The sequence below is a fragment of the Exiguobacterium sp. AT1b genome, from assembly GCF_000023045.1.
Lineage (GTDB): Bacteria > Bacillota > Bacilli > Exiguobacteriales > Exiguobacteriaceae > Exiguobacterium.
Genome location: NC_012673.1, coordinates 458044 through 480911, shown reverse-complemented (window position 1 = coordinate 480911; position 22868 = coordinate 458044). Strand labels below are relative to the sequence as shown.

General features: G+C 49.2%; 22 protein-coding genes. 21 read left to right on the top strand and 1 reads right to left on the bottom strand.

Annotation, left to right across the window (positions count from 1 at the left end; all coding sequences use genetic code 11):
• The first annotated feature begins 17 nt into the window (after positions 1-17).
• The 13 genes from efp (at position 18) to spo0A (ending at position 12200) form a co-directional block, all read left to right on the top strand.
• Entirely contained in the window at positions 18-584 is a 567-nt protein-coding gene (gene efp, locus EAT1B_RS02610; protein ID WP_012726577.1) for an elongation factor P, read from the top strand.
• Positions 585-701: 117 nt separating this feature from the next.
• Positions 702-1151, top strand: coding sequence for an acetyl-CoA carboxylase biotin carboxyl carrier protein (gene accB, locus EAT1B_RS02605; RefSeq protein WP_012726576.1), 450 nt, complete (start codon positions 702-704; stop codon positions 1149-1151).
• Positions 1152-1158: 7 nt separating this feature from the next.
• Complete coding sequence (gene accC, locus EAT1B_RS02600) at positions 1159-2502, top strand: acetyl-CoA carboxylase biotin carboxylase subunit (RefSeq protein WP_012726575.1); 1344 nt, start codon at positions 1159-1161, stop codon at positions 2500-2502.
• 112 nt (positions 2503-2614) lie between these two features.
• A complete protein-coding gene (gene nusB / locus EAT1B_RS02595) occupies positions 2615-3001 on the top strand; it encodes a transcription antitermination factor NusB (RefSeq protein ID WP_012726574.1) in 387 nt (128 codons plus the stop codon).
• 63 nt (positions 3002-3064) lie between these two features.
• On the top strand, positions 3065-3901 hold the full coding sequence (gene folD / locus EAT1B_RS02590) for a bifunctional methylenetetrahydrofolate dehydrogenase/methenyltetrahydrofolate cyclohydrolase FolD (protein WP_012726573.1): 837 nt from the start codon (positions 3065-3067) through the stop codon (positions 3899-3901).
• On the top strand, positions 3894-5240 hold the full coding sequence (gene xseA, locus EAT1B_RS02585; RefSeq protein ID WP_012726572.1) for an exodeoxyribonuclease VII large subunit: 1347 nt from the start codon (positions 3894-3896) through the stop codon (positions 5238-5240). The genes folD and xseA overlap by 8 nt, the downstream gene beginning before the upstream one ends.
• Entirely contained in the window at positions 5215-5439 is a 225-nt protein-coding gene (xseB, locus tag EAT1B_RS02580) for an exodeoxyribonuclease VII small subunit (protein ID WP_012726571.1), read from the top strand. Before xseA ends, xseB begins: the two co-directional genes overlap by 26 nt.
• Positions 5436-6314 (top strand): polyprenyl synthetase family protein, encoded by an 879-nt coding sequence (locus tag EAT1B_RS02575; RefSeq protein WP_012726570.1) that lies wholly within the window; start codon positions 5436-5438, stop codon positions 6312-6314. Before xseB ends, EAT1B_RS02575 begins: the two co-directional genes overlap by 4 nt.
• A 123-nt stretch (positions 6315-6437) precedes the next feature.
• A complete protein-coding gene (dxs, locus tag EAT1B_RS02570; RefSeq protein WP_193343261.1) occupies positions 6438-8330 on the top strand; it encodes a 1-deoxy-D-xylulose-5-phosphate synthase in 1893 nt (630 codons plus the stop codon).
• 6 nt (positions 8331-8336) lie between these two features.
• A complete protein-coding gene (locus EAT1B_RS02565; protein ID WP_012726568.1) occupies positions 8337-9152 on the top strand; it encodes a TlyA family RNA methyltransferase in 816 nt (271 codons plus the stop codon).
• Positions 9153-9307: 155 nt separating this feature from the next.
• A complete protein-coding gene (gene ahrC / locus EAT1B_RS02560) occupies positions 9308-9757 on the top strand; it encodes a transcriptional regulator AhrC/ArgR (protein ID WP_012726567.1) in 450 nt (149 codons plus the stop codon).
• A 13-nt stretch (positions 9758-9770) separates the two neighbouring features.
• Positions 9771-11468: a DNA repair protein RecN gene (recN, locus tag EAT1B_RS02555; protein WP_012726566.1), complete on the top strand. Its 1698-nt coding sequence runs from the start codon at positions 9771-9773 to the stop codon at positions 11466-11468.
• Positions 11469-12200 carry a sporulation transcription factor Spo0A gene (spo0A, locus tag EAT1B_RS02550; RefSeq protein ID WP_012726565.1) on the top strand — a complete coding sequence of 244 codons (732 nt, stop codon included), beginning with the start codon at positions 11469-11471 and terminating at the stop codon, positions 12198-12200.
• A 635-nt stretch (positions 12201-12835) separates the two neighbouring features.
• Here spo0A and EAT1B_RS02540 read toward each other — a convergent pair.
• A complete protein-coding gene (locus EAT1B_RS02540; RefSeq protein WP_012726564.1) occupies positions 12836-13105 on the bottom strand; it encodes a DUF2627 domain-containing protein in 270 nt (89 codons plus the stop codon).
• Positions 13106-13239: 134 nt separating this feature from the next.
• Here EAT1B_RS02540 and EAT1B_RS02535 point away from each other — a divergent pair, with 134 nt between their 5' ends.
• The 8 genes from EAT1B_RS02535 to EAT1B_RS02500 all read left to right on the top strand — a co-directional run bounded on the left by EAT1B_RS02535 (position 13240) and on the right by EAT1B_RS02500 (position 22857).
• Positions 13240-14877 carry a sigma-54-dependent Fis family transcriptional regulator gene (locus EAT1B_RS02535; protein WP_012726563.1) on the top strand — a complete coding sequence of 546 codons (1638 nt, stop codon included), beginning with the start codon at positions 13240-13242 and terminating at the stop codon, positions 14875-14877.
• Between the two features lie 121 nt (positions 14878-14998).
• Complete coding sequence (gene yqiS / locus EAT1B_RS02530; RefSeq protein WP_012726562.1) at positions 14999-15895, top strand: phosphate butyryltransferase; 897 nt, start codon at positions 14999-15001, stop codon at positions 15893-15895.
• A gap of 25 nt (positions 15896-15920) precedes the next feature.
• Positions 15921-17042, top strand: a complete 1122-nt coding sequence (locus EAT1B_RS02525; protein WP_012726561.1) for a Glu/Leu/Phe/Val dehydrogenase — start codon at positions 15921-15923, stop codon at positions 17040-17042.
• A 1-nt stretch (position 17043) separates the two neighbouring features.
• A complete protein-coding gene (gene buk / locus EAT1B_RS02520) occupies positions 17044-18135 on the top strand; it encodes a butyrate kinase (protein WP_012726560.1) in 1092 nt (363 codons plus the stop codon).
• Complete coding sequence (gene lpdA, locus EAT1B_RS02515; protein WP_012726559.1) at positions 18119-19528, top strand: dihydrolipoyl dehydrogenase; 1410 nt, start codon at positions 18119-18121, stop codon at positions 19526-19528. Before buk ends, lpdA begins: the two co-directional genes overlap by 17 nt.
• Positions 19529-19540: 12 nt before the next feature.
• The gene (locus EAT1B_RS02510) at positions 19541-20548 is read left to right on the top strand and encodes a thiamine pyrophosphate-dependent dehydrogenase E1 component subunit alpha (RefSeq protein ID WP_012726558.1); all 1008 of its coding nucleotides are present in this window, start codon (positions 19541-19543) and stop codon (positions 20546-20548) included.
• Complete coding sequence (locus EAT1B_RS02505) at positions 20548-21525, top strand: alpha-ketoacid dehydrogenase subunit beta (RefSeq protein WP_012726557.1); 978 nt, start codon at positions 20548-20550, stop codon at positions 21523-21525. The genes EAT1B_RS02510 and EAT1B_RS02505 overlap by 1 nt, the downstream gene beginning before the upstream one ends.
• A gap of 12 nt (positions 21526-21537) precedes the next feature.
• On the top strand, positions 21538-22857 hold the full coding sequence (locus EAT1B_RS02500; protein ID WP_012726556.1) for a dihydrolipoamide acetyltransferase family protein: 1320 nt from the start codon (positions 21538-21540) through the stop codon (positions 22855-22857).
• The last annotated feature ends 11 nt before the right edge of the window (positions 22858-22868 follow it).

Here is a 22868-nt window from a genome sequence, read left to right as displayed (position 1 = left end):
TTTAGGAGGAAATCAACATGGTATCAGTTAACGATTTAAAAACAGGATTGACGGTTAAAACGTCTGACGGTTCGATTTGGCAAGTCATCGAGTTTCAACACGTAAAACCGGGTAAAGGCGCGGCATTCGTTCGTACGAAAATGCGTAACTTGCGTAACGGGGCAATCCAAGAAACGACGTTCCGTGGTGGAGAGAAAATCGAACGCGCACACATCGAGCGTAAACGCATGCAATATCTCTATCCAATGGGCGACACGTATGTCTTCATGGACAATGAATCATACGAGCAACTTGAATTGACAAGCGCTCAAGTCAAGTCAGCACTTCCATATTTGCTTGAGAACATGGAAGTCAGCATCGCGGACTACGAAGGGGAGATTCTTGGAATCGAGCTTCCAACGAGCGTTGTCTTGACGATCGTCGAAGCAGACCCGGGTGTAAAAGGTGACACGGCCTCGAACGTGAAGAAAAACGCGACAGTGGAAACAGGACACGTCATTCAAGTGCCACTTTTCATCGAACCAGGTGAAAAAGTGACAGTCGATACACGTACTGGAGAGTTCATGGGTCGTTATAACGGTTAATCCTTACGAGTGCTCATTCGAATGAATGGGTGCTCTTTTTTTCTCGTTGCATTCATTGGTCTGACCAGTTATAGTGAAGGAGAGATTAGTACCAGGTATAAACAGGGGGTAAGAAAGATGCAAATCGATCAAATTAAAGAGCTTATTCAATTATTGGACCAATCATCAGTCCATGAAATGGAGCTTGAAACATCTGATTTCAAACTGTCATTAAAGAAAGAAGCGCAACAAACAGTGAGCGCGCCGATCATGCAGACACAAGCATTCGCACCGCCTGCGCCTGCTCCTCAAGTAAATGAACAAACAGAAGAACCGACGCAAGAAAAGGCGTCTTATCGTACAATCACCTCGCCGATGGTCGGAACGTTCTATTCACGTCCGGCCCCGGATAAAGAAGCGTTCGTGAACGTCGGCGACCGTGTCGAGTCAGGACAAATCGTTTGTATTCTAGAGGCGATGAAACTGTTTAACGATGTTGAAGCGGAAATCAGTGGCGAAATCGTAGAAGTGTTAGTCGCCGATGGCGATCTCGTCGAATTCGGTCAACCGCTCTTCAGCGTGAAGTGAGGTCGTTATGAAATTATTAATTGCTAATCGCGGGGAAATCGCGGTTCGAATCATACGTGCAGCAAAAGAATTGAATATTCCGACGGTCGCTGTCTTTTCTGAGGCAGATCGTGAAGCGTTACATGTTCATTTGGCTGACGAGGCCTATTGTATCGGTCCGAATCCGTCGAAGGACTCCTATTTAAATATCCCAAATATCTTATCAGTCGCCTGCGCCGTGGATGCGACGATGGTACATCCGGGTTACGGCTTTTTGGCTGAAAATGCCGAGTTCGCCGAGATGTGCGAGGCGTGCGGGATTCAATTTGTCGGCCCGAGCAGCTATGCGATTCGCAAAATGGGAATCAAGGATGAGGCCAAACGAACGATGATCGAGTCAGGTGTTCCTGTCGTTCCGGGTTCAAGTGGGGTCGTCACCGACGAAGAAGCCATGGAACTCGCACGTGAAATGGGCTATCCCGTCATCATCAAGGCGACAGCCGGTGGTGGAGGACGTGGCATTCGCGTCGCTCGAGACGAGGATGAACTCGTTTCAGGGTTGGTCGCGACACGTAAAGAAGCGAAGCAGGCGTTTGGGAATGGGGACGTGTATCTTGAGAAGTTCATCGAGTCGTTCCGTCACGTCGAAGTGCAGGTTCTTGCTGATCAATTCGGCAATGTCATTCACTTAGGTGAACGTGATTGTACGATCCAACGACGCATGCAGAAACTAGTCGAAGAGGCGCCATCACCTGCCATTGATGAAACGACACGTCAACTGATGGGGGATGCGGCAGTCAAAGCGGCAAAAGCCATTCAGTACTCGGGAGCGGGGACCATCGAGTTCATTTACGTTCCGGAATCAAACGAGTTCTACTTCATGGAGATGAATACCCGGATTCAAGTCGAGCATCCCGTCACCGAGATGATCACAGGATTCGATCTCGTTCAAGCGCAGCTCGAAGTGGCGCTCGGCCATCCGCTCGCCATCTCACAAGAGGACATTACGTTCTCAGGACATTCCATCGAATGTCGAATCAATGCGGAGGACCCGTTTATGGACTTCCGTCCGATGGCAGGGAAAATTGACCAATATATCGTTCCAGGCGGCATGGGTGTCCGTGTCGATAGTGGACTCTATGCAGGTGCCATGATCCCACCGTTCTATGACTCGATGGTTGCGAAATTGATTGTCCATGCACCAACGCGTGATGAGGCCATTCTGAAAATGTTGCGTGCTTTAGATGAGTTTACGGTTTCGGGGATTAAAACGACGATTCCATTCCATCAACAAGTCATGGCACATGAGCAGTTCCGTATTGGAACGTTCGATACGAAATTCGTTGAAAAAGAAATGTCATTGGCAAAATAACATGAACCAGGAAGCCCGAACATTATTTCGGTTTCCTGGTTTTTTGTACTGAATTTATGAGTGCTTTATGCTAAACTATCACAATGAAAGCATGTAAAAGGAGAGTAACTGAATGAAACGTCATGAAGCACGAGAGAAAGCGATTCAAACGCTTTTTCAAATCGAAGTATCTAAATTAGAGGTGGACGAAGCAATCGAGTTCGCATTGGATGGAGAAGAGTCTGATCCGTTTTACGAACAACTCGTCACAGGGACGCTAGAACATATTGAAGATATCGACGCATTACTAGTTGAAAACTTGAAAAACTGGCGCTTGGATCGCCTAGGAAACGTCGAGCGTACGATTCTTCGAATGGCAACGTTCGAATTGTTATACGTCGAGACGATTCCAGAGAACGTCACGATTAACGAGGCGGTCGAACTCGCGAAATCGTTCGGAGACGAAGAGGCCGGTAAACTCGTGAATGGCGTACTCGGAAATATCATTAAAGAAGACTAAAAAATAGAGATAAGACACCAGACCAACTACAGAAAAACCTAAAGACAACGGGGGATGAGAGAGATGGCAGTAGTGATCGACGGGAAACAAGTGGCAGCATCATATCGAGAAACGTTAAAAGAGCGTGTGGCGGAACTTCGCGCACGTGGCATCGTACCGAAATTAAAAGTAGTGTTGATTGGGGATGACCCAGCGAGTCATAGCTATGTACGCGGGAAGGAACGGGCGGCAGAAGAAATCGGAATCGATTCACAAGTCCTCCGTTTTGATGAGACGATTAGCGAGAAGGAATTGCTCGACTTGATTGATTTGATGAATGCGGATGAGGAAGTTCATGGGATTCTCGTGCAACTTCCTTTGCCAAAACACATCGACGAATCTCGAGTCATCATGCGTATCTCCCCTGAAAAGGACGTCGATGGCTTTCATCCTGAGAATGTCGGGAAGATGATGCTCGGTCTGGATACGTTACTTCCGTGCACGCCGCACGGTATCTTACATCTCGCAAAAACACAAACCGAGATCGCCGGAAAGCACGTTGTCGTCGTCGGTCGTAGTCAAATCGTCGGGAAACCGGTAGGCATGTTGTTCTTGAATGAATCAGCAACGGTCACGTATTGTCATTCGAAAACAGCTGACCTCGGTGAGATGACGCGACAAGCGGATATTTTGATTGTCGCGGTCGGACGCGCTGGTCTAGTCACATCAGACATGGTCAAACCAGGCGCGCTTGTCATCGATGTCGGAGTCAATCGGGTCGAAGGTCGTCTAGTCGGTGACGTGGACTATGAAGCTGTTAAGGAAAAGGCAAGTGCCATCACCCCAGTTCCGGGTGGTGTCGGTCCGATGACCATTACGATGCTCATGCATAATACGGTCGAGGTTGCATCACGTGGCTAATCCACTTCCGGTTTCTGAAGTTGTTCGGTATGTGAAGCGACAACTTGATGATGATGTATTGCTTCGACAAGTCGCGGTCATCGGTGAAATCTCAAATTTTAAACGGTATTCATCCGGTCATTGTTATTTCACGTTGAAAGATGACGCGTCACGGATGAAAGCCGTCATGTTTTCTCGCGATGCCAAACAACTTCAATTCGAACCGAAAGATGGAATGAAAGTCATCGCCGTCTCGAAGGTGACGATGTATGAAGCGACGGGAGATGTACAACTGTACGTCGAATTGATGCGTCAAGACGGAATCGGTCTATTGTTTGAGCGATATGAAGCGAGAAAGCGTGAACTAGAGGAAATGGGCTGGTTCGATGACGAGCGGAAGAAACCGCTCCCGATGTTTCCAGAGCGCGTTGGGATCGTGACGTCTCCAAAAGGGGCGGCGCTACACGATATCGCGACCACACTTCGTCGTCGTGCGCCACATGTGGCCATCACGTTCGCACCTGTAGCTGTACAGGGAGAGATGGCGGCACCACAAGTCGCGTCGGCCATTCGCTGGATGAACGAACGCACCGATTGTGATGTACTCATCGTCGGTCGCGGTGGCGGTTCCATCGAAGAGCTTTGGGCTTTCAATGAGGATGTTGTGGTAGAGGCGATTTATGCGTCCACGATTCCCATCATTTCTGCGGTCGGTCATGAGACGGACTTTACGCTTTCTGATTTCGTCGCCGATGTTCGAGCTGCGACTCCGACAGCGGCGGCTGAACTCGCTACGGCGATGATTGATGCGCAGCGAAAAGATGTAGAACGTTTAGACAACCATCTACACAAAGCTGTCAGAAGTCAGTTGGATGAGTCAAGGAGCCGCGTGGAACGGATGATCAATAGTTATGGATTAAAATCGCCGAGGTACACGATTTCTCAAAAACGGGAACGATTCGCCCAGTCAGAAATCCGTCTCGAGCAAGGGATGAGGCGACATCTCACCCAAGCCACTCATCAGCTCCGTCAGTTGTCACAGCAGCTAGATGTAAAGCGATTTTCAAAAACGTTGTCTAAGCAAGGGGACGAAGTCAATCATATGGTCGAGCGACTCCGTCGAACGAGACCATTAGAACAAGCAACGCTACAATTTGCACAACAGGTTGGACGGTTGCATGCAGTCAGCCCGCTCGCCGTCTTGTCACGTGGATATACGTTCATCGAACAAGATGGGGCCTATGTGCAGAACGTGAAACAATTACGCGATGGTGACGTCTCGATTCGTTTTCGGGATGGTCATGCGATCGCTGAGGTGAAGGAGAGGATTGTCGGTGACGAAGAAAGAACAGACATTTGAGGCGGCACTTGAGCGCCTCGAACAGATCGTCGCGCAACTCGAGAGCGGTGATGTCCCATTAGAGGAAGCGATGACCCTTTATGAAGAAGGTGTCCGCTTGTCTGCATTGTGCCAGACAAAACTCTCTGCCGCCGAGAAGAAAATGGATGAAATTTTAGAGCTTGATGGGACGCTTCGTGAAAAAGGAGGATCCGCATGAACCGCACCGATGACTTGAACAAGTGGAAACGGGCCGTCGAACTGGCGATGCAGGAACTCATTGATTCAAGTGAGATGCCGAAACGTCTACGAGACGCAATGGCGTATTCTTTAGAGGCTGGCGGGAAACGCATTCGTCCGGCTCTCGTCTATGCCGTCCTTGAAACGTATGGCATGTCACTCGAGCGTGGACGAGAAGTGGCGGCGAGTTTGGAGATGGTACATACATACTCACTCATCCATGATGATTTGCCGGCCATGGATGATGACGACCTTCGTCGTGGGCGTCCGACCAACCATCGTCAGTTTGATGAAGCGACCGCTATTTTAGCGGGGGACGCTTTGTTGACGGATGCATTCCGTATTCTCACACAGATGCCACTCTCTGCACTAGATATCGTCGAGATCATTCGTATTTTCGGGTTGGCGGCCGGTAGCTCAGGCATGGTTGGTGGGCAGTTGGATGATATGCTGGCTGAAAAACGAAATGACGTCACACTTGAAGAGCTTCAATCCATTCATGAACGGAAGACAGGTGCGCTACTCGTCTATGCACTTGAAGCCGGTGCGATTTTGGCAGGCGCTTCTGTGGAAGACCGCATGCACCTCAAACAGTTCGGACGTCATCTCGGCATCGCTTTTCAGATTCAAGACGATATTCTCGATGTCGTCGGTGATGAAGAAACGATCGGAAAACGCGTCGGCTCAGATGAGTTGAATGACAAGACGACCTATCCGAAGCTTCTCGGCTTAGAGGGAGCGAAGCAAGCTCTTGACCAAGAAGTGGAAGCGGCACAAGCTGCAATCGAATCACTTTCTGTTCCAGCGCCGCTGCTTCTTGAGATGCTATCATTTGTAGTGAAACGTAATCATTGACCTCGGTGACACGATGAGCACATCGTGTCACCTTTGTTTTGGGGAATGTGTGGCATATGCCGTCACATTCTTGTAAAATGTAAGGTACGAATCAGTAAAATGTGAGGAGAAAGGATGGTCATTATGGACTTGACATCCATTCAAGACCCGTCGTTCCTGAAACGGATGTCTGTATCAGAGCTCGAATCGCTCGGTTCAGACATTAGACGATTCTTGATTGAAAAATTGGCAGTGACGGGAGGGCATTTGGCGCCGAACTTGGGAGTTGTAGAGTTGACGCTTGCCTTGCACCGTGTATTTGACAGTCCGAAAGACCAACTCGTATGGGACGTCGGTCATCAAGCATACGTTCATAAAATTTTGACAGGACGTACGAACCAGTTTGATACTCTCCGACAATACAATGGGTTATGTGGTTTCCCGAAACGTTGTGAGAGCGAGCATGATGTGTGGGAAACAGGTCACAGTTCGACTTCCCTCTCGGCAGCCATGGGGATTGCGATTGCGAACGAATTGAAAGGGCGCGCGAACGATCGTGCCATCGCAATCATCGGCGACGGAGCATTGACCGGGGGAATGGCACTCGAAGCCCTCAATCACATTGGTGCCGAGAAACAGAACGTGATTGTCATTTTAAATGATAACGAGATGTCAATTGCGCCGAACGTTGGAGCGATGCATAATATGCTTGGTCGTATTCGGGCATCGCGCAAGCTGAAACATGCTCGTGAAGAAATGGAGTCGCTCATCAAACACATCCCGCTCGTCGGGAGTTCACTTGAACGGAGCGGGGAACGGGTGAAGGACCTCTTAAAATCTGCTCTTATCCCGGGAACGTTCTTTGAAGAACTTGGCTTCACTTACTTTGGTCCGACAGATGGGCACGATTTGAAAGATTTGCTCGAAACGCTCGAGTACGCGAAGAAAATCGACGGTCCGGTTCTCGTCCACGTCATCACGAAAAAAGGAAAAGGATATCGTCCGGCTGAATTGGACGGTGTCGGAACGTGGCACGGCCTTGGACCTTATAAGATTGAATCCGGTGAAGTCATCAAAGGGAAGCCGAAAGGACCGAGCTATTCGAAAGTCGTCGCAGAGACGATTACGAAAGTGGCGGAGTCAGACGAACGGGTGACGCTCATCACACCAGCGATGAGTGTCGGTTCGAAACTCGATTGCTTTACGAAGAAATTCCCGGAACGCATGTTTGATGTCGGTATTGCCGAACAACATGCGGTCACCCTCGCTGGTGGTCAGGCGACACAAGGATTGAAACCGGTCGTCTCGATTTACTCGACGTTCTTCCAACGCGCGTACGATCAACTGGTCCATGACATTTGTCGTCAAAACTTGAACGTCGTGTTCACGATTGACCGATCTGGACTTGTCGGAGCGGATGGAGAGACGCACCAAGGTGTGTTCGATATCGCCTTCATGCGTCACGTGCCAAACATTCGAATCTTGATGGCAAAAGATGAAGAAGAATTACAACAACTCGTCTATTCTGCGCTCCGTTACGATGGTGGACCGATTGCGATTCGCTTCCCGCGTGGTGAAGGAATCGGTGTGCCGATGAGTGAGACACTTCAAGAAATTTCACTCGATGATTGGGAAGTTGAGGCAGAAGGGACGGATGTTGCCATCTTGACGTTCGGTCCTCAAGTGCAAGACGCCCTCGAAGTCCGAGCACTATTGGAAGGGAAGCTCAGTGTGCGCGTCATCAACTGTCGTACCATCAAGCCGCTCGACGATGCGATGCTGACTTCACTTTACGCAGAAGGGATTCCGCTCGTAACATTAGAAGAGGCTGCTCTCGCCGGTGGCTTTGGAAGTAGCGTGCTCGAGCACGCGAATGAAGCCGGAGCGTTCCCGCGGATTCAACGTCTCGGTATTCCGGATCGTTATATCGAGCATGGCGGTGTCAACCAGCTCCTAGAAGAGATTGGACTTCGACCAGCCCAAATGGCGGAATCGATTGAACGGTTCGTCATGGAGACAAATCGACAGAATGTGTGAGGGATTATGGAAAAAAGAAAGAAAACTAGATTAGATGTATTGCTCGTCGAACGCGGACTTGCTGAAACACGAGAAAAGGCGAAACGGTCGGTCATGGCCGGACTCGTCTATAGTGGGACGGAACGTTTAGACAAGGCGGGCGACAAAGTGTTTGATGATATCCCTCTCGAAGTGAAGGGACAAGTTCTTCCTTATGTTGGACGTGGCGGTTTGAAGCTCGAGAAAGCGCTCGACGTGTTCCCGCTCGATGTCTTTGGACGAGTCGGAATCGACATCGGCTCATCAACGGGTGGGTTCACGGACTGTGCGCTTCAAAATGGCGCGACTCAAATGTACGCGGTCGATGTCGGCTATAATCAACTTGCCTGGAAGCTACGGAGCGATGATCGCGTCGTCGTCATGGAGCGGATGAACTTCCGCCACGCGACGGCCGATCAGTTCCCGATTCAACCAGATTTCGCAACGATTGATGTCTCCTTTATCTCGCTTCGTCTGATGGTGCCGCCGCTGAAACAAATCTTGAAGCAAGACGGTGTCGTCATGGCGCTCGTCAAACCTCAATTTGAAGCAGGGAAAGCCGATGTCGGGAAAAAAGGAATTGTTCGGGACCGTAACGTCCATGAACGAGTCGCGAGCGATATGGTCCGATACTTCGCATCGGAAGGCTTCTTTGTCGAAGCGCTGGATTACTCTCCGATCACTGGAGGGGATGGGAACATCGAGTTTCTTCTCTTCGCTCGGTATACGGGAGTAGGTGGCGTCTCGCCATCGCTACAAGTCGAAGAGGTCGTAAATGCGGCCCATGCCAAACTGAAGGGATAAAATGATGCTACAGACCTCGTTGTCTGTAGCTTTTTCCTTTACTCGTCTACTAGATGGGGAATGGTGGAAATCCCACCTGGAATGCTAGACCTTTTTTCGACAATACTTTAGAATGATAATGTGTATGTGAAACGAAAAATGAGGTGTCAGCGCTTATGAACAAAGGACAGCGATTGATTAAAATTCGAGACATCGTGACGAATCGAGAAATCGAGACGCAAGATGAGTTGGTGGATGAGCTACGTCGCTCGGGGTATCCAGTCACACAGGCAACCGTGTCTCGGGATATTAAAGAGTTACATCTGGTCAAAGTCCCATTGAACGATGGACGATATAAGTATAGTCTGCCTGCCGATCAACGCTTTAATCCATACGGGAAAATGAAGCGAATCCTTAGTGACAGCTTCGTCTCGGTCGATTCTGCACAAAATTTGGTCGTCATGAAAGTGCTCCCGGGAAATGCTGATGCAATCGGCGTCTTGATTGATCATCTATCATGGGATGAATTGATTGGGACGGTGTGTGGAGATGATACGATTCTAATGATTGCACGCGACGAAGAGAAAGCGAAGCAAATCATCGATCGACTACTCGGAATGTTATGAGGTGAACGTACGTATGTTAGCAGAACTATCAATCAAACAGTTTGCGATTATTGACGAATTAAACATTCCGTTTAATCGAGGTATGACTGTGCTCACGGGTGAGACAGGTGCCGGTAAATCGATCTTGTTGGATGCGATTGGATTGCTTGTTGGAGGACGTGGCTCAAGTGAGTTCGTGCGATATGGTCAAGATAAAGCTGAAATCGAAGGTCTGTTCATGATTGAACCGGATCACCCGGTCATCGAAGCGGCCGAACAATATGGCATCGATGTCGAGGATGGGACAGTCATCTTACGTCGAGACCTACATAGTAGCGGGAAGAGCGTCTGCCGTGTGAACGGAAAAATGATGCCGCTCTCGACGTTACGGGAGTTCGGGCGGCTCCTTGTCGATATTCACGGTCAACATGAACATCAACATTTAATGGATGCAGAATTTCACCTTGGCATATTGGACCATTTCGCCGAAAAAGAAATCAGTCCGTTAGTAGAGGAATATCAAACAGCATATGCTGCCTGGAAACAAGTCGCAGATGAATTGAAACGTCTCAGTCAAAGTGAGCAGGAGCTTGCTCAACGAATGGATCTTTTGTCGTTTCAAACGAAAGAAATCGAGGCGGCTGAATTAAAAGTTGGTGAAGAACAGGCGTTGACAGAAGAGCGAGATGAATTGGCCAACTTTGAACGTATTCATCAACACATTCGTCTCTCCTATGAGGCGGTTGCCGAGGAGTCAAATGGACTCGATCAAATTGGAGTGGCAATGCGTGAGATGGAAGAAGCGTCACAGCTCTCATCGTCTTTGTCGTCTGTATCGGAAACCATCTCTAACGCTTATTATTTGTTAGAAGATGCCAAGTTCCAACTGCGCGACCAGTTGGATTCGCTCGAATTCGACCCGATCCGATTGGATGAAATCGAGTCAAGATTGGCTCTTTTCCAGCAACTGAAACGAAAGTATGGGACGACGATCGAAGAAGTCATCACCTATGGCGAACAAGTATCGGATGAATTGAAGTCGATGACGAACCGGGAAGAGCATTTACAGACGCTTTCAGATGAGCTCATACGATTAGAGCAGATTGCAAGAGATGCTGGTATGAGACTCTCTTCAGCGCGTAAGGTGGCTGCGGAGTCGCTTCAGCATGCGATTCATCGAGAACTGAAAGAACTATACATGGAAAAAACAGCGTTCGAGGTCCGTTTCAAAACCACATCGCTTAAACAAGATGGTTTAGATGACGTGGAGTTTTACATGATGACGAACGTTGGAGAACCGTTCAAGCCGCTCGCAAAAGTCGCTTCAGGAGGTGAGCTTTCCCGTGTCATGCTCGCACTCAAATCCATCTTTTCAAGAACGGTCGGCGTGGCCTCCATTATTTTTGACGAGGTCGACACAGGAGTCTCTGGACGTGTCGCGCAGGCGATGGGTGAAAAAATCTTCCGACTTTCTGTCGGCTCTCAAGTCCTCTGTATCACGCACTTGGCACAAGTTGCTGCGATGGCAGACCAACATCTTTACATTACGAAAACCGAAACGAACGAGCGGACGAAAACGAATGTGACGTCCCTCGACCGCGAAAGCCGAATCGACGAATTGGGTCGCATGATTGCTGGCGCTCAAATGACAGACTTGACGAAGCAACACGTCGAAGAATTACTTGAGATGTCACAGCAAGTAAAACAGAAGTTCATCAAAGGAGTGTCATAAGTGATTACATTATGTATTGCGGACGACAATCGAGAAATCGTCGATTTGTTGAGCCGACAACTAGAATCTGAGCCTGATCTTCGTGTCGTAGGTACGGCATACGATGGAGAAACATGCTTGGATGTCGTCAAGACACACCAACCGGATGTACTCTTACTCGATATTATCATGCCGCATTTGGATGGGATCGGAGTATTGCAACGCCTAAATGAAGAATTAGGTGATGACAAGCCAGAAGTGATCATGTTGAGTGCGTTTGGAAAAGATGAAGTGACGAAACAGGCCGTGCAACTCGGGGCCTCTTATTTCCTCGTCAAACCGTTCAATATCCAACAGTTATTAACGAAAATTCGTGAATTGTCAGAAGGGACAAATCGAGAATTTGACGGAATGACGCCAGAAGAAATTGAAATCTCACTCCTGCTTCAGCAACTCGGAATCTCTCCGCGCATCAAAGGGTTCAAGTATATTCGTCAAGCCGTCATCTACGTGCGAGAACGGCAAGATTTACTCGGACTCATCACGAAAGAATTGTACCCGATGGTCGCAAAAGAGCATGAGACGACATCCTCTCGTGTAGAACGAGCGATGCGTCATGCAATCAAGACGGCATGGGAGAACGGCATGCGCGATCATGAGATGTTCGAAGGGCGACCGGAGCGTGAACGAAGCCCGAAAAACTCGGAGTTCATCTCATACTTCGTCACCTACGTATCGTTTAAAAATAATTGAATCATTTCATGAAGACTAAGTCGTGATGGGACTTAGTCTTTTTTGATGAAACAATCACTTTTAGATTTATTTACTTTATGAAAGAAAGCGCTTGCAAAATGATGGACCTTTGTTATAATAAAGGTGTACCAAGTTACTTGGACAAGCGTCAGATGAACGCTTTTCAAACTTGTTCCGGAGCAACGTTTGAAGAAACCAAAATCATCTCGGTTCGCTATCCGATTATAGCTCAGAGGTGGGAACGACACCTCAAGTCGTTAATGTCCCGACGTGAGGTCGCGACAGTCGCTCATTCGCGAGGCGATTCTATCATCAACTCGAAGCTAGGGGTTGGTATAGGAAAAAACAATCGTTCAGTTAACCAAAAGGAGTGTTGTCAACCGTTGAACAGTTTATGGCAAGCGTTCGACTTCACGATGGATGGTTCGACATGATCCGATAAGTAAATCAGTTAGTAACTCGAATGGTAAGATTCCGTTCACGCAAGACGGCAGTTACTAAAGTTCTTTCATACTTCTTCATTAAGAAGACGTTGGATTTCATGTCAAAGTAAGTAACGTAGTTTGAAAGGAGATCATCCGTAGTGATCACAATTCAATATGAATAAAAGGTTCCGCACTTGAAATGAAGTCAAGTTAGGGAACCTTTTTTTGTGTGCTTATGAGTCGAGGCGTTGTACTTTCCTGTTTTTTGTCGCGGTTAAAAATATAGCCAGCTACAAATCCGATCCCGCCCATGGCGAGCAGAAGCCCAAAGGTGCCCTGCAACATGGAGGCGGCAGCGAGTGAATCGAACCATGAAAACGGTGCGCTCGTCTTCAAAAAGAAGCTATCGCGTAGCAATTTGATTCCGTAAACACCTAATAACCCAGGGACGATTAAGATTAGAAGCGCGATAAAACGCATGCAATCTCCTCCTTTATCATTCATTATTTTAACAGAAATCGATCTGTTCGACACGGTCTATTTTTGGGCAGCTTGCGAATCAGGTGAGGATTCAGTAGCATGAAATAGAGAAGAGAGTTGATGGGGGAATCGGTATGAATAAACGATTGATGATTGTCGGAGCTGGAAAAGGCGGGACTGAGGTATTAAATATGTTGATGGATTCACCATTGGCGACCATTATCGCGGTCGTAGATTCTGATGCATCTGCCGAAGGAATAGCCCTTGCTAAAAGTTATGGCATATCTGTGGCGGACGATTGGAAACAGTATGCGGATGCGACTCTAGATTTTGTCATCGAAACGACGGGGAAGCATCAAACGTTCGAACAATTAAAAGATCATTTCAAAGATGCAGTCGTCTTACCAGGGGAATTTATTCGAATTGTGGTCGAACGATTGAAACAGAATCAACAAATGCTCGAGGCCATTATTGAATGTACGAGTGAGGCCATCTCGGTCGCAGATCATCACGGTAACACGATTTTGATCAATCCGTCTTATACACGGTTGACCGGATTCAAAAAAGAAGATGTGGTCGACAAACCAGCGACGGCAGATATCGGGATGCAGGAAAGCGTCCATTTAAAAGTACTATCGACCGGGCAAGGCGTTCGGGACATCCGGATGCAAATTGGGGCGACACGCCGAGATATTCTTGTGAATGCGGAACCGATCATCGTTGAAGGGAAGTTGCGAGGATCGGTCGGGGTCATTCGTGACGTATCTCAGATTCGTGCACTGCGTGATGAATTGCAGGAGGCAAAGACACGCATTCGGAATCTAGAAGCGAAATATCAGTTTGCCGATATCATTGCGACGAGTGATGCCATGCGATTTGTCATCGAACAGGCAAAACTTGCCGCTGTGACCCCTGTGACGGTATTGATTCGCGGAGAATCGGGAACAGGAAAGGAACTGTTCGCCCATGCCATTCATGGAGAATCTCCTCGAAAATATAAAAAGTTCATTCGCGTGAACTGTGCGGCGATTTCACCGACGCTACTTGAAAGTGAGCTATTCGGTTATGAAGATGGAGCCTTCAGTGGAGCTAGACGAGGCGGGAAAACGGGATATTTCGAAGAAGCGGATGGCGGATCACTCTTTCTAGACGAAATCGGGGAGCTGCCCCTTGATGTCCAAGTGAAGCTCTTACGTGTCCTCCAAGAAAATGAAATTGTCCGAGTCGGAGGGACGACAGCAATCCCAATCGATGTCCGGATCATTGCCGCAACGAATGCCGATCTTGAACAAAAGGTAGCAGACGGAACATTCCGGGAAGATTTGTATTATCGAATCAATCGGATGCCGATCCATATTCCACCATTACGTGAGCGATTAAATGAACTCGAGGCACTATGTGAACGGATAATCCGTAAACTGAATCAAGAGTACGGTCGTAGTGTACGCGGCGTTGACGAAGATGCCTTATCATTACTGAAGAGCCAACATTGGAAAGGGAATGTGCGAGAACTTGAGAATGTGATTGGGCGAGCGATGATTTATATGGCAAGTTCCGAACAGTGGATTGCCCCACATCACCTGCAGTTATCCAATCGTTCCACGAGTCAAAAAGTAGTCGAATCTGGAACGTTTCACGAGGCCGTTGTAAAATATGAACGCGATTTGATTGAACGAACAATTGAAGAGGCAGGCGGCAACAAATCAGAAGCGGCCCGCCGATTAAAGATTTCGATTCGAACATTATACAATAAACTCGGAACCACGCAATAATTTGCATGAATATTCCTGCATGGTAAGCATTAATTTGCATGGTCATCCGCATTATAAAGCGCTTACAATTTAGGAAACAAACTTGCTTATGATATAGTGTAGAGAGCAAGGGGGGACAATGATGAATTTTGAACGGATGCTGACGAACGCAAAGCAGTTAGAAGGCTGTACCGTGTCCATTGCCGGGGCGGCGGACGAAGAGGTAATTCGCGCCGTAAAACTCGCTACGGATCATGGATTATCACGCTTCATTTTGTTCGGGGAAGCTCGGGAAATCCGAAAGTTATGTGAACAGCATGGAATCGACGAGTCAGCCGTCGATATTTTACATGCGAAAGGTGACGTTGAGATTGCGCGACGTGCCGCATTAGCTGTGAAAAATAAAGAGGCGGACGTCCTGATGAAGGGAATGGTCTCGACATCGACATTTATGAAAGCCGTCCTCAATCGAGAAGCTGGACTCCGTACGAAACGGACGCTTAGCCACATCGCACTATTCCAAATTCCGAATCGTGAAAAGTTGATTGGAGTGACGGATGCGGCAATTCATATCGCACCGACACTCGAAGAGAAGGTCGAAATCATTCACAATGCGGTAGAAGCGATGCATGACATCGGTTACGAATCGCCAAAAGTCGCAGCCATTGGAGCAGTCGAGGTTGTCAATCCACAAATGAATGCGACTCTCGACGCGGCACTACTTAGCCAAATGAACCGACGTGGACAAATCAAGGGCTGTGTCGTAGATGGACCGCTCGCGCTCGACAACGCTGTCGACATGGTCGCAGCAAAGCAAAAAGGAATCAACAGTGAAGTTGCCGGACAAGCCGACTTATTAGTCGTACCTTACATAGAGGTCGGCAACGTCCTTTATAAATCAATCATGTATTTCGCAGAGGCGAGCGTAGCGGCGATTGTCGTCGGCGCATCTGCCCCTGTCGTATTGACAAGTCGTGCCGATACTGCAGAAGCGAAACTATATTCACTCGCATTCGCTTTGTTACATGCTAAACATTAATCGTACTTAACAGGAGGAATTAATCATGATGGAAACAAACACAGAGCCACGCTTCCGTATTTTTGATGTCTTACAATCTGAGGACTACGAGCAAATCGTATTTTGCCAAGACCAAGCGTCTGGACTAAAGGCGATCATCGCCATCCACGACACGACGCTCGGACCAGCTCTCGGCGGACTCCGTATGTGGAACTATGAATCTGAACAAGAGGCACTCACAGATGTGTTGCGTCTTGCAAAAGGGATGACATACAAGAATGCGGCAGCGGGTCTCAACCTCGGGGGTGGGAAAGCCGTCATCATCGGAAACGCGAAGACAGATAAATCAGAGGCGCTCTTCCGTGCGTTCGGACGATACGTTCAATCGCTCAGTGGCCGTTACATCACGGCTGAGGATGTGAATACGACAGTTGCCGACATGGACTTCATTCACATGGAAACGGATTACGTCACGGGCGTCAGTCCTGCATTCGGTTCAAGTGGTAACCCTTCACCGGTCACGGCATATGGTGTGTATCGTGGAATGAAGGCTGCTGCGAAATGGAAATTTGGGACAGATTCGCTCGCAGGGAAGACCGTTGCTGTACAAGGTGTTGGTAACGTGGCCTACAACTTATGTCGCCACCTCCACGAAGAGGGTGCTCATTTGATTGTGACTGACATTAACGAGGAAGCACTCAAACGTGCCGAAGCAGACTTTGGTGCGACGGTCGTCAAACCGGATGAGATTTACGCGGTCGAATGTGACATTTTCGCTCCATGTGCTCTCGGTGCCGTCATCAACGACAAAACAATTCCACAATTGAAAGCACAAATCGTCGCAGGTGCTGCCAACAACCAATTGGCAGAAGATCGTCACGGAGACGTGCTCGACGAAAATGGAATTCTATACGCACCAGACTTCGTCATTAATGCAGGTGGTGTCATCAACGTCGCAGACGAACTTGAAGGCTACAACCGTGAACGGGCAATGAAGAAAGTCGAACTCATCTATGACAACATGATGCGCGTCTTTGAAATCGCAGAACGTGATGGCGTACCAACGCACGTTGCGGCCGATAAGATGGCGGAAGAGCGGATTCACATGATGTCGCGTTCACGCAGTCAGTTCCTTAAAGTTGAAAAAAGCATCCTAGGGAGACGCTAAGATGACAAAACGGCTAATTCTTGCAATCAACCCAGGGTCGACCTCGACGAAAGTTGGATTGTTTGATGGGAAGGAGGAAGTGATGACACGCACGGTCCGACATGCGATCGATGTGACGGGTCTCACACTTCCAGAGCAGTTGCCTCATCGTGAGCAAGAAGTACGCGCCTTGTTAGAAGAGACGGGCATCGCGGTCAATGATTTGACCGCGATCGTCGGTCGTGGTGGCTTGCTTGCACCGATGACGTCAGGAACGTATACAGTCAACGATCTCATGCGTGAAGATTTGACGAGCGGACGTTTCGGGATGCATGCATCGAATCTCGGTGGCCTGATTGCTTCGAAAATCGCTGGGGCTGAAGGGATTCCTAGTTTCATAGTGGATCCAGTCGTCGTCGATGAGATGGACGAGTTGGCCCGAAAGACCGGCATGCCAGAAATCAATCGTCGTAGCATTTTCCATGCCCTCAATCAAAAGGCTGTCGCGAAACGATTCGCGGCTGAAAATGGAAGCGATTACAATGAGCTGAATCTTATCGTTGCGCATCTTGGTGGGGGAATCACAGTCGGTGCCCATGCGGCAGGTCGAGTCATCGACGTGAATAATGGTCTCGACGGAGATGGACCGCTCGCGCCGGAGCGGGCAGGCTCGATTCCTGTTGGACAGGTAGTAGAACTATGTTATAGTACCAGGTATAAAGAATCGGAAATGAAAAAGAAAATTGTCGGTCAGGGCGGCCTATTTGCTCATCTCGGTACGTTCGATGCCATTGAGATCGAGCAGCGGGTCGAATCAGGTGATGATGAGGCGAGACTGTTGTATGAGACGATGGCTTATCGTGTCGCTCAAGAGATTTCAAAACACGGCGCGACATTATGCGGTCGTGTGGATGCCATCTTACTGACGGGCGGGATCGCATATTCCGAGTGGCTGACTGAAAAAATCAAGGAGCGTGTCACTTATCTCGCGCCGGTACACGTATATCCGGGTGAAGATGAGCTTAAAGCGTTGGCTGAAGGTGCACTTCGCGTCATCGAGAAGGAAGAGACCGCACGAGTTTATGAGGGGGATACACATGGCACGAGAATTTGATGTTGTCGTCATCGGTGGAGGACCAGGAGGATATGTGGCTGCAATCAAGGCGGCCCATGCAGGAAAATCTGTCGCAATCGTCGAGGCGAGAAAGTTAGGCGGCACCTGCTTACATAGAGGATGCATCCCGACGAAGGCACTTTTAAAAGCTGCCCATGTCTATCAAACGGCGAAGCAAAGTGCGACGTATGGCGTGGAGACGGGAGATGTGACGTTCAATATGGAACGCGCTCAAACGTATAAACGTGATCTTGTGGCTGGTCTTGAAAAGGGAATCGAGCATTTGATGAAACAAGGGAAAATCGAAGTGTTTCGCGGAAAAGCCTCGATCCTTGGACCAAGCATCTTCTCACCTCAACCAGGGACTGTATCCGTTGAAGATGAAAGCGGTGAATCAGAACTGATCTTGCCGAATCAATTGATTATCGCGACAGGGTCGATTCCTCGTGAACTTCCTGGATTGCCGTTCGATCACAAGCGGATTTTGAATTCAGACGACCTCCTCAATTTTGAAACGCTTCCTGAATCGATTGCGATTGTCGGTGGCGGGGTCATCGGAGTTGAATGGGCGTCCATGCTCGTCGATTTAGATGTGAACGTGACGTTGATCGAAGTAGGAGATCGATTACTCCCACTCGAGGACAAAGCAGTATCCCGTGAAGTGGAGCGTCTATTGAAGAAACGTGGCGTCCGTGTGAAGAAGAGCGTGACGGTCGACGCTGAACGAACATTGATTCACGAAAATGCAGTGGAGCTTGCTGTCGGGGAAGAGATGTTACAAGTAGACTGTGTCCTCGTCTCGGTTGGCCGAGTTGCCAACACGGAAGACTTAGGACTTCAAAACACTTCTATCGTCGTAGAGAACGGGATCATTCAAGTCGATAGTCAGTATCGGACGAAAGAACGTCATATCTTCGCAATCGGGGATTGCATCGGAAAGTTACAACTCGCCCACGTCGCGTCGGCAGAAGGTGTGAAAGCGGTCGAGACGATTCTTGGTCTTGAACCAACACCGCTCGATTATGCGCTCATCCCACGCTGTGTATACAGTGTCCCTGAAGTCGCTTCGGTCGGCTTGACAGAAGAGGCGGCAAAAGAGGCCGGACATGATGTGAAGACGGGGACGTATCGATTCAACGGACTCGGGAAAGCGCGGATTGAAGGACAAGCCGACGGATTCGTCAAACTCGTCTCGGACAAAGAAACAGACGACCTTCTCGGTGTTCATATCGTCGGACCGAAAGCGACCGAACTCATCACAGAAGGTGGACTCGCGCTCGTCTTGAACGCGACGGCTTGGGAGATGGGACAACTTGTGCACCCGCATCCTGCACTGAGCGAAGCCTTCCAAGAAGCGGCTCTTGCCGTCGATGGATTACCGATTCACGCCTAAGGAGGAACAAGGATGGAACAGATGACTGTAAACTCATATGAAGAGCTTGGTTTAACAAAACAAGATTTATTGGCGATGTACGAAACGATGGTACGTGCCCGCAAAATCGATGAACGGATGTGGAAGTTGAACCGCGCCGGGAAAATCCCATTCGTCGTCTCATGTCAAGGACAAGAAGCGGCGCAAGTCGGTGCGGCGTTCGCACTCGAAAAAGGAATCGACTACGTCTTGCCTTATTATCGTGATGTGGCGGTCGTCCTTCACTTCGGTCAAACGTCAAGAGACTTGATGTTGTCGGCATTCGCGAAAGCGGAAGACCCGAACTCAGGTGGTCGTCAGATGCCTGGTCACTTCGGATCGAAAGCACATCGCATCGTAACGGGTTCATCTCCGGTCACGACACAAGTACCTCATGCAGTCGGGATCGCACTTGCGGCGAAGATGAAAAAAGAAGAACTCGTCACGTTCGTTTCGTTCGGAGAAGGGTCTTCGAACCAAGGAGACTTCCATGAAGGCGCAAACTTTGCAGGTGTCCACAAGTTGCCGGTCATCTTGTTCTGTGAGAACAACAAGTATGCGATTTCGGTTCCTCTTACGAAACAGTTGGCATGTGAGCGCGTATCAGACCGTGCAAAAGGTTACGGCATGCCAGGTGTGACAGTCGACGGGACAGACCCGATCGCCGTCTATGCGGTCGTGAAGGAAGCGCGTGAACGTGCACTTCGCGGAGAAGGACCGACATTAATCGAAGCAGAAGTTGAACGTCTCGTGCCACACTCATCGGATGACGATGACAAAGCGTACCGTTCAGCTGAAGAATTGGCGGGGTTAAAAGAGCGGGATGGCATTCAATTGTTCCGTCAACGACTTGTGAACGACGGAATCGCAACGGCGGAGACACTTGCTGAAATCGATGCACAAATCGATGCTGAAGTGAATGAAGCGACGACATATGCGGACAAAGCACCGTATGCATCGCCTGAATCTGCACTAGATTACGTCTATGAGGAGGAAAAATGATGAAAACGTTTATCGAAGCGATCAATGAAGCGATTCATGAGGAAATGGAGCGCGACGAAAACGTCTTCGTCGTCGGGGAAGACGTCGGCGTTCGTGGTGGTGTATTCCGAGCCACTCAAGGATTGATTGAAAAGTATGGAGAGGATCGTGTCATCGACGCACCGCTCGCTGAGAGTGCGATTGCCGGAGTCGGGGTCGGAGCTGCCATGTACGGCATGCGACCGATCGCAGAAATGCAATTCGCAGACTTTATCATGCCAGCAGTGAACCAAATCGTTTCTGAAGCGGCAAAAATTCGATACCGTTCAAACAACGATTGGACATGTCCGATGGTCATCCGAGCTCCTTTCGGTGGCGGTATTCACGGAGCACTCTATCACTCGCAATCGGTCGAGGCGATGTTCAGTTCGACGCCAGGTCTAAAAGTCGTCATTCCATCTGACCCAGTCGATGCGAAGGGGTTGTTGAAAGCAGCAATCCGTTCGAACGACCCTGTCCTCTTCTTCGAGCATAAGCGCGCCTATCGTCTTTTGAAGGCAGACTTGCCGACAGACGAATATACGGTTGAAATCGGTAAGGCTGCGGTTAAACGGGAAGGTGACGATATCACGATCATCACGTACGGTCTTTGTGTGCATATGGCACAAGAGGCAGCGAAAACGCTCGAAGAAGAAGGGATCAGCACGCACATCCTCGATCTTCGTACCGTCTACCCGCTCGACCAAGAAGCGATCATCGAGTCAGTCAAGAAGACAGGTAAAGTGCTACTCGTGACAGAGGACAACAAAGAAGGAAGCATCATCGGAGAAGTAGCGGCGATTATCGCGGAGAAGGCGCTCTTCGAACTCGATGCGCCGATTGAACGCTTAGCAGGTCCTGATGTGCCGGCAATGCCGTATGCACCACCGATGGAAAAATTCTTTATCGTATCCCCAGAAAAAATTGCCGAGCGGGCGCGTCAGCTCGCGGCGTTTTAAGGAGGCATCTCCATGGAACAAACGATTACCATGCCCCAACTTGGGGAGAGTGTGACTGAAGGCACGATCACGACCTATCTCGTCAAACCGGGCGACCGTGTGGAAGAGTATGAACCACTCGCGGAAGTCATGACGGATAAAGTGACGGCCGAGATTCCGGCGACTAGTGCGGGAGTCGTCAAAGAGTTTCTCATTCCGGAAGGGGAGACTGTCAGCGTCGGGACACCGGTATTGACGATGGAAGTTGAAAGTGCGGAGGAAGCTGTAGTTGAGACGAAGACCGAACCGATTGCAGAAACGACACCTGCAGAACCCGTCTCTAAGCAAGCGGTCGCCACTACTCCGAAAAAACAGAGTGGAAACGGTCGATACTCACCTGCTGTCATCCGACTCGCCAATGAGAATGATATCGATTTGAATGAACTGAGCGGAAGCGGTCTAGGCGGTCGGATCACGCGGAAAGATATTCTTCGTTACTTATCAGAAGGACGTCCGGCATCGACTCCTGATAAAGCGACACAAGCACCTGTCCAAGAGACGATGGTACAGACGAAGTTGGACGTTCCGACTGAAGCGCCACGTCCTGTCGTTGAACCGTCACAACCGGTCGCATCATCATCGACGTCATCTGGACGTTATGAATCGATTCCGACAGCCGGGGTACGTCAAGCGATTGCGAACAATATGATCCGCTCGAAGCATGAGGCGCCACACGCATGGCTCATGATTGAAGTGGATGTGACGAACCTGGTTGAAGCCCGTGCGAAATTGAAAGACGAGTTCATGAAACGGGAAGGTGTCAAATTGACGTTCATGCCGTTCTTCATGAAGGCAGCCATCGAAGCATTGAAGAAGTATCCGATGATGAACTCGGAATGGGCAGGAGATCACATCAAAGTTCACCAAGACATCCATCTCTCGGTAGCCGTCGCGGCAAACGACGCCCTTTACGTACCGGTCATTCGCCAAGCGGATGAGAAGAACATCAAAGGTCTCGCCGTGGCCCTTCAAGACGTTGCAACGCGAGCGCGTGAGAACCGTTTGAAGGCAGAAGAGATGCGTGGTGGGACGTTCACCATCAACAACACAGGTGCATTTGGTTCGATTCAATCGGCACCGATTCTGAACTACCCACAAGCGGCAATCCTATCAGTCGAGTCAATCGTGAAGCGTCCAGTATGGATGAATGGAATGTTTGCGGCACGCGATATGGTCAACCTTTGTATGTCGGTCGACCACCGTGTCCTCGACGGTCTCGTCGCAGGTCAGTTCTTGCAAGCAATCAAACAGTCGCTCGAGTCGATTGACCCGAACACATATACCGTATATTGATTAAAAAATGG

Bases quoted from the DNA above. Each gene is read 5' to 3' on its own strand.
- recN (WP_012726566.1), top strand. From the start codon at position 9,771: ATGTTAGCAGAACTATCAATCAAACAGTTTGCGATTATTGACGAATTA.
- efp (WP_012726577.1), top strand. From the start codon at position 18: ATGGTATCAGTTAACGATTTAAAAACAGGATTGACGGTTAAAACGTCT.
- EAT1B_RS02525 (WP_012726561.1), top strand. From the start codon at position 15,921: ATGATGGAAACAAACACAGAGCCACGCTTCCGTATTTTTGATGTCTTA.
- accB (WP_012726576.1), top strand. From the start codon at position 702: ATGCAAATCGATCAAATTAAAGAGCTTATTCAATTATTGGACCAATCA.
- EAT1B_RS02505 (WP_012726557.1), top strand. From the start codon at position 20,548: ATGAAAACGTTTATCGAAGCGATCAATGAAGCGATTCATGAGGAAATG.
- EAT1B_RS02565 (WP_012726568.1), top strand. From the start codon at position 8,337: ATGGAAAAAAGAAAGAAAACTAGATTAGATGTATTGCTCGTCGAACGC.
- buk (WP_012726560.1), top strand. From the start codon at position 17,044: ATGACAAAACGGCTAATTCTTGCAATCAACCCAGGGTCGACCTCGACG.
- ahrC (WP_012726567.1), top strand. From the start codon at position 9,308: ATGAACAAAGGACAGCGATTGATTAAAATTCGAGACATCGTGACGAAT.
- folD (WP_012726573.1), top strand. From the start codon at position 3,065: ATGGCAGTAGTGATCGACGGGAAACAAGTGGCAGCATCATATCGAGAA.
- EAT1B_RS02500 (WP_012726556.1), top strand. From the start codon at position 21,538: ATGGAACAAACGATTACCATGCCCCAACTTGGGGAGAGTGTGACTGAA.
- nusB (WP_012726574.1), top strand. From the start codon at position 2,615: ATGAAACGTCATGAAGCACGAGAGAAAGCGATTCAAACGCTTTTTCAA.
- EAT1B_RS02540 (WP_012726564.1), bottom strand. From the start codon at position 13,105: ATGCGTTTTATCGCGCTTCTAATCTTAATCGTCCCTGGGTTATTAGGT.
- EAT1B_RS02535 (WP_012726563.1), top strand. From the start codon at position 13,240: ATGAATAAACGATTGATGATTGTCGGAGCTGGAAAAGGCGGGACTGAG.
- dxs (WP_193343261.1), top strand. From the start codon at position 6,438: ATGGACTTGACATCCATTCAAGACCCGTCGTTCCTGAAACGGATGTCT.
- yqiS (WP_012726562.1), top strand. From the start codon at position 14,999: ATGAATTTTGAACGGATGCTGACGAACGCAAAGCAGTTAGAAGGCTGT.
- accC (WP_012726575.1), top strand. From the start codon at position 1,159: ATGAAATTATTAATTGCTAATCGCGGGGAAATCGCGGTTCGAATCATA.
- EAT1B_RS02510 (WP_012726558.1), top strand. From the start codon at position 19,541: ATGGAACAGATGACTGTAAACTCATATGAAGAGCTTGGTTTAACAAAA.
- lpdA (WP_012726559.1), top strand. From the start codon at position 18,119: ATGGCACGAGAATTTGATGTTGTCGTCATCGGTGGAGGACCAGGAGGA.
- EAT1B_RS02575 (WP_012726570.1), top strand. From the start codon at position 5,436: ATGAACCGCACCGATGACTTGAACAAGTGGAAACGGGCCGTCGAACTG.